8 protein-coding genes are annotated in these 6,474 nt (G+C 67.6%); 4 read left to right on the forward strand and 4 right to left on the reverse strand.

The genetic code is table 11. From position 1 onward, the window contains the following. The 4 genes from V7E09_RS13890 to V7E09_RS13905 form a co-directional block, all read right to left on the reverse strand. Positions 1-1,562: hypothetical protein (locus V7E09_RS13890; RefSeq protein WP_324523568.1), on the reverse strand; the 1,562-nt coding region annotated here is incomplete at its 3' end. A gap of 6 nt (positions 1,563-1,568) precedes the next feature. Next, positions 1,569-2,303 carry a hypothetical protein gene (locus tag V7E09_RS13895; RefSeq protein WP_218714221.1) on the reverse strand — a complete coding sequence of 245 codons (735 nt, stop codon included), beginning with the start codon at positions 2,301-2,303 and terminating at the stop codon, positions 1,569-1,571. A 12-nt stretch (positions 2,304-2,315) separates the two neighbouring features. Next, a complete protein-coding gene (locus V7E09_RS13900) occupies positions 2,316-2,618 on the reverse strand; it encodes a hypothetical protein (protein ID WP_218714220.1) in 303 nt (100 codons plus the stop codon). Continuing rightward, the gene (locus tag V7E09_RS13905) at positions 2,615-3,247 is read right to left on the reverse strand and encodes a DUF6668 family protein (protein WP_324523569.1); all 633 of its coding nucleotides are present in this window, start codon (positions 3,245-3,247) and stop codon (positions 2,615-2,617) included. The genes V7E09_RS13900 and V7E09_RS13905 overlap by 4 nt, the downstream gene beginning before the upstream one ends. Before the next feature lie 147 nt (positions 3,248-3,394). Here V7E09_RS13905 and V7E09_RS13910 point away from each other — a divergent pair, with 147 nt between their 5' ends. From V7E09_RS13910 to V7E09_RS13925, 4 genes are all read left to right on the forward strand, one after another. Then, positions 3,395-3,691, forward strand: a complete 297-nt coding sequence (locus tag V7E09_RS13910) for a helix-turn-helix domain-containing protein (RefSeq protein ID WP_218714228.1) — start codon at positions 3,395-3,397, stop codon at positions 3,689-3,691. Between the two features lie 155 nt (positions 3,692-3,846). Next, positions 3,847-4,242, forward strand: coding sequence for a hypothetical protein (locus V7E09_RS13915; protein ID WP_324523570.1), 396 nt, complete (start codon positions 3,847-3,849; stop codon positions 4,240-4,242). Then, positions 4,242-5,306, forward strand: a complete 1,065-nt coding sequence (locus V7E09_RS13920; protein WP_218714226.1) for a M23 family metallopeptidase — start codon at positions 4,242-4,244, stop codon at positions 5,304-5,306. The genes V7E09_RS13915 and V7E09_RS13920 overlap by 1 nt, the downstream gene beginning before the upstream one ends. 17 nt (positions 5,307-5,323) lie before the next feature. After that, the coding region (locus V7E09_RS13925; RefSeq protein WP_324523571.1) for an AAA family ATPase at positions 5,324-6,474 on the forward strand (1,151 nt) is incomplete at its 3' end.

Below are 6,474 nucleotides of genomic sequence, written 5' to 3' on the forward strand. Positions count from 1 at the left end.
CCCGCTGCGATCCCCCCCGGACCGGCCGCCGCACCCGCTGCCGCAGCTCCACCACCGGCCGCAGCCCCGCCAGCAGCGGCACCACCGCCCGCAGCGGCACCACCGGCACCAGCTCCTGCACCGGCTCCGCCGCCGGCCGAGGCGGCCTGCGCCCCGGTGCCCTGCGACGCTGCGCCGGAACTCTCAGCAGCCCCCGAGGAGCCGCTAGAGCCGCCGGCGCTGCCCGAGCTGCCGGAGGACGATTTACTGTCCGCGCCCGAGCTGCCCGAGGGGCCAGACGAGCCCTGCCCGCCGTCGCTGCCCGACCCGGAGTCGCCCCCGCCAGAACCGCCGCCCGAACCGGAGGCCAGACGTCCGAGCGAGGCCGCACCCGAGGGCAGTGCGGCAAGGGCGAGGAGCCCGCCGGCACCCGCAGCACCCGCCGCCATACTCCCGACGAGCGGGGTTACGAACCGCATCAACGCCGGCATCGCGAAGAGCGCCAGCACCATCAGCATCAGACCCGTGAGCACGGCCAGCAGCCCGGTTCCGTCGTCCTGGAACACGTCAGTACCGGTGAGCTGGAACGCTGTCGCGTAGATAATTGCCGCGGCCGGCTTGTAGAGGATGAACGCCACGAGCCAGCCGACGTTCTTCTTGAACCACGACTTCCCCATTTCGGTGTTCGTCGCAGCAGCCGACAGCGGGAGGATGCCCGTCAGGATGACGAGCATGCCGCCACGGGCTACCATCAGCACGATCTGGAAGGCCGTCGCGAGAATCGCGATGAGCCCCAGAATGATGATGAGCAGCGGCCCCAGACCACCCGCGAGCGGGTTGGTCGTGAGGGCCAGCAAAGCGCTGATGTTCCCACCAAAGCAGGCACCATCACCAGCGACATCGCATTCCAGCGACCCGTTGATGATCCACACGGAGAACGCATCGAACGCGGCAACCAGCAGGCCAACCACGGTCACGCCGGCTCCTGCAACACCAATCAAGGTCAGCAGACTCTTGATCGTCTCCCGGCCTGGCTCGGCGCGTTGCTCCCACGCCATCCGAGCGCCGCCGATGATGATCGAGACCACCGCGGCCGCGCCCATGTACCACCAGAGCGACGATTGCAGGAACAACACCGCTCCTCCGGCTCCCTGAGGGCCGGAGGGGAGCAGACCTGCGACGAATCCGGTTGCACCACCCATGAGGATGATCGCGCCCAGGATCAGGCCTACCCGGCCTACCGCCGCGATGCCCTCTCCCTGGCGCAACCGTGTTGCGATCATCATCCCAAGGATGACGATCGAGATCGCCGCGATGGCGAACGAGATCCACGTGACGTATCCGAGGATTGTCACGATGCCCTCAGAACCCGGTGCGCTCTCGCCCGCGCCGATGGGCGACGAACCTCCATCACTCGTCAGGTTCGGCGTTCCGATGTTTACCCACAGCGTGCCGAGTGAGGCGACAGCCTTGCCGAAGGCTTCGAGGACGGCGTTCGCCATGTTCTCGATAGCGTCACCGATTGCGCTCTTGGCAATTTCTTCGGCGTTGCATCCGAAATCGAGCCAGCCACAGTCAGCCATTCAGAATCACTCCCCCCAGGGCGTGTAGCCATTCGTGTTCGGGATGGCGGCGATGTTGAGTGGCTGCGCCACGTCGGTGCTGATCTTCCAATCGCCGTCCTGCCAGATCAGCTCGTAGACCCCTGAGACCGTTACCGGCTCCGCGCCGCTCGATGTCCCTACAGCCAGGTCAATGCGAGCTGTGTTGCCGTCGTATTTGAGAATGCGGAAACCTTCGATGGTCATGCGTCCCTGCGCGCCGGAGCCCTCGCCCAGTTCCGCCATGAGGGTGTCGCGGTACTGGCCTTCGGACAGCGCGTACTGAGCCCAGGCCGTGGCGGTGGAGGGGTCGGACCCCTGAACGATCGCGTTCGCGGCCATGAACAACGCACCTTCGGGTGAGTGCTGGAAGCAGGTTCTTACCCCGGAGGCGTCGCTGTCTGCCGGACCGAAGGTCGAGGAGACCGGGTAGGCCGTGGTCCCTTGATACGGCCATTCCGCCTCCGGGGCGGCTGTGACGGTTCCTTCCAGCGTTTCGCCGGCCAGGCCACACACGCTCTCGCCGCCCGCGTCTGCCGTAGGTTCGGTAGACGGGGCGGCGGAGGGTGTACTGGTCGACGTTGGCGCGGGCTCGGCATCGTCTCGGGTCACGATGTTGACGCCCACGATGATGCCGGCCACGACAAGGCCGACCACGACGACGGCGGCCGCGATGAATCCGGGCCGCGTGTAGGGGCTCTGCTCGTTCTCTTCGTCAGCCATGATCTACCTCCGTCAGCCGCCGGCAATCGTGCCGATCCAGGCGGCCCCGGCACCGATCACGATCGCGCCGGCCATCGGCCACAGAATCTTGGGCAGGGCGTCGTGGCCCTCGCCGCGGCGGAAGCTCACTGCGATGAGGATTCCGCCGATGATGATCGCGCCACCGACGACGGCGTAGCCGATCCACTTGAGCCACGCCATGATCGTCGTGACGCCTTCCGTTCCGGGAGGCTGCACCGGGTCAGGGTCGGGAATCTGCGCGGGCACGACTGCTGCGAAGTCGTTCACAGCGGTCAGGAGTTCCAGAGCGGTCATCGTTCTTCCTTCCAGTTGGTGGTGCCGGCGGCACCAGGTCCAAGAATCACGCGCAGCTCGTCGACGAGTCGACGAACCTCGCGTGGGGCGTCGTTGAGAGCCGGCGGCTCCCCCAGTCGCCACGACTCAACCCACGGAACGTTCCACGTCCGGGGCACTCCCCCGCTCACGACCTGCGCGAGGTCGCGGAGGGGACGCGGGAGGCGGCCGGGTGCGTCAGCGACGATCACCAGGCCGAGCACGTCGACCGAAGGCACGAGGCCTCCGGCCCACTGCATGATTGCGGTCTGTGCAGCTCGGAGCCCGTGCGCGTTCGAGCGCGCCACGAGGACCACCGGGGCCGGGGCCGGCGCGGGTGTCCGCGGCCAGGCGTGGCCCGCAGCGGGCCACTCGGGTGCGAGCCCTGCCAGCGTCGATTCTCCGGCCCCGCCATGCGCTCCGACCCACCACAGTTCCGCCGGCCGATGCTGCTCGACGATGCGGAGCTGGTCGACGTGATCGGGCACGGGCACCCCGCGTTGCGGGGCGGTCGGGCCGGTCGGACGAGCCACCGGAACGTCCGTGGTGGCTGCGATGGTGGGCGGGGGCGACGCAGGCCGAGACAACCACGGGTTGTTCTGCTCTGTCACGATGCGCCTTCTCCCTCAATAATTGGGTGTGTAGTCATCTACAAGGCCATCCTACGTCCCCACCCCGATAGGGAGCAATAGCATGCATCAGAACGTAATAAGCAGCTACATCTACCCACACGCATCTACATCGTCTACACTCGCAGTATGCGTACGAGACTCCGGGTGCATGCCGTGACCTCAGGACTTGACGCTTTTTTCGAGGGTAAGCACGAATCCCTCACCGTTCCAGAGGTCGCCGAGCTGTTGAACATGACCAAGCCCGGCGTCTACAAGTGGCTGAAAGACGGGGTGATCCCCGGATACAAGGTGGGCTCCACGTGGTTCATCCTGCGCGACGAGCTGAAACAGACGCTCTCCGCAGGCGCGAACACGAAGCGAGCATCCGGCCCGACTGTGATCCTCGGAGCGGAAACGGAAGCTGACACGACTAAGGGAGAGTAGCCATGAGAAGGATCGGGACCGCGGCACTCGTGATCGTTGCTGTAGCGACGTTGACGGCCTGCACGGCAGATGACGGAGGTGGGCCGTCACCCACGCCGAGCAGCAGCAGCTCCGGCCCGTTCCTTCCCTCGGTCGATCCGAGCACCCTCAACCCCGTGCCGCCAGGCGTGATCGACGAGGACACCGGAGAGACCTACGCACCGCAGCCCGTCCCGGAGTGGGACGACGAGTCGCGGGCGAGCGTCATCGCCGCCGCAGAGACGGCGATGCGCGCCTACGGGCGGCCCGATCTGGCGTTCGAGGAGTGGTGGGCGGGGGTCTCACCACTCCTCGATCAGAAGGCCAGTCGTGACTACGCCAACCTGAACTCCTCCCGCATCCCCGTAACCAGCGTCACGGGCGCGGGCGTCATCATCGACGACACGAGCGCCTACGTCGCCACCGTCGAAGTGCCGACGAACATCGGCCCCTGCACGGTCATTCTCAGCCGCGCCGACGCCGAGTCACCGTGGCTCGTGAGCCGCTTCGGCCTCCCGGAGGGGTGGCACTGATGGCTGACGGCCAGCCCAAGGGCGGCGCGCTTGCGATCGCTGTCGTGCCGCTCCTCATCGTGGGCGGCGCGTTCAGCTTCCTCCTGATGGGAGGCGATGACGGATGCGCTCCCATCCCAGCATCCGGCAGCGGCAATACGGTAAGCGTCAGCATCGACCCGAACACCGTCCCGGACACGATAATCGCCGGCTACAACCATGAGCAGCTCGTGAACGCCGCGCACGTCATCCAGGCCGGAAAGGATCTCGGGCTCAACGTCCGAGACCAGACCATCGGCGTCATGACCGCGATGGGCGAATCCAGCCTGCGCGTCGTCGACTACGGCGACGCCGCGGGACCGGACTCCCGTGGACTGTTCCAGCAGCGCGACAACGGCGCGTGGGGCTCGTACGACGACCGCATGGACCCGTACATCAGCTCCACCAACTTCTTCAAAGCCATGATGCAAATCCAGGACCGCGAGTCGCTGGAACCAACGATCGTCGCCCACCAGACGCAGGGCAACCTCGACCCGTACCACTACACGCCGTTCTGGGGTCCAGCCGTCGAGGTCGTCGAATCCCTCTCCGGGACAAGCACGGGCTTGAACCCCGGCAACCCGAATCCCGGTGGCGAATGCGCATCCGACGTGCCAGGCGTGGTCAGCGCGAGCGGCTGGGCTGCTCCCGGTGCAGGACCGATCACGTCGCCCTACGGCGGCCGCGTCCACCCGATCTACGGCGACTACCGCTTCCACAGCGGCACCGACCTGGCAGCCGGCGGCTGCGACGGCCCGATCTGGGCCGCGCAAGACGGCGTAGTGACCTTCCGAGGATTCGACGACGCCGGCAACGGCACCATCACCGTCGACCACGGCGGAGGCGTGCAGACGAAGTACCTGCACATGTACGAGTCCGGTTTGCTCGCCAACGTCGGAGACAAGGTGACGGCAGGCCAGCAGATCGCGGCCACTGGAAGCAGCGGGCAATCCACCGGATGCCACCTGCACTTCATGGTCATCGTCGACGGCGAGACCGTCGACCCGGAGGCCTACCTGGCCCAAGTCGGAATCACGCTCGGATAGCACGAAGGAGAACCATCATGACCAGCACAGAGACAGTCCCGACGTGGCCGAAGATCGACGCCCTGACTCGCCCGGACGGGAGCGGCGAAGTGACCATCAACGGCACATCGCACCCGATCGAGACGAACAGCATCGAGGACGCGCGCAGCGCGATCCTCGCCCGCGTCACGGAGACCGCGGCCAAGATGCAGCGCGCCGTGCGCGTCACCACGGCCGGGCCTGACGGCGAATGGCCGCTTATCGTCCACCCGGACGGCACCGTGGAGGAAGACCCCGAGACGGCAGCCAAGCCGGCCCCCGAGGCGGTCGACGACACGACGCTGCCCCCGGTCGACGAGGCGACCGTGCCGGCCCCCGGCGCGCACGCCGCACCCGCGGCGTTCTCCTCCGCGCCTATCGTGCCCGCAGCGCCTCAGTTCGCCCCAGTGCCGCAGCAGCCCTCCTACGCGCCTCAGGCACCCGCAGCGCCCGTCTACGGCGGTGCGCCGCAGCAGGGCAACGAGTGGGTGCGCAGCTCCGCGGCCCCGCCCGTCGACCAGGAACAGCCGCAGTCGCGGCGCGCAGCTCGACAGTCGTTCCTCACGCAGGAACAAGTGGAAGAGCCCGCCACCCAGGGATGGCGCGGCCTCCTGACCAACATCGGCATTCGCATGACGCCGAGCGAGTCCGAGCGCGCCGAGCGCTCCGACGTGCAGGCCGTGAGCCAGCACTGGCCGGGACCGCGCACGATCGCGATCGTCAACGGCAAGGGCGGCGCGGGCAAGACCCCGACGACCGTCCTCCTCGCGGCCGTGTTCGCCCGCTACGGCGGCGCAGGCGTACTGACCTGGGACAACAACCAGACTCGCGGCACGCTCGGCTGGCGCACCGAGCAGGGGCCGCACGAGGCGACCCTCCTCGAGTTGTTGCCCCAGGTCGATCGCCTCCTCAGCACGGGCGCACAGTCCGCGGACCTCGCGCACTACGTGCACCACCAGACGCGCGACCGGTTCGACGTGCTGCGCAGCAAGCCGATGGCCCTCGCGCACGAACAGCGCGTGGAGCCCGAGGACGTCGACGCGATCCACGCCGTGGCCGCGAAGTACTACCGGCTGATCTTCATCGACTCCGGCAACGACGAGTCCGACCCGATGTGGCTGCGCATGATCGACCACACCGACCAGCTCGT

Source organism: Propioniciclava sp., assembly GCF_036744435.1.
In the GTDB taxonomy this organism is placed as follows: Bacteria; Actinomycetota; Actinomycetes; order Propionibacteriales; family Propionibacteriaceae; genus Propioniciclava.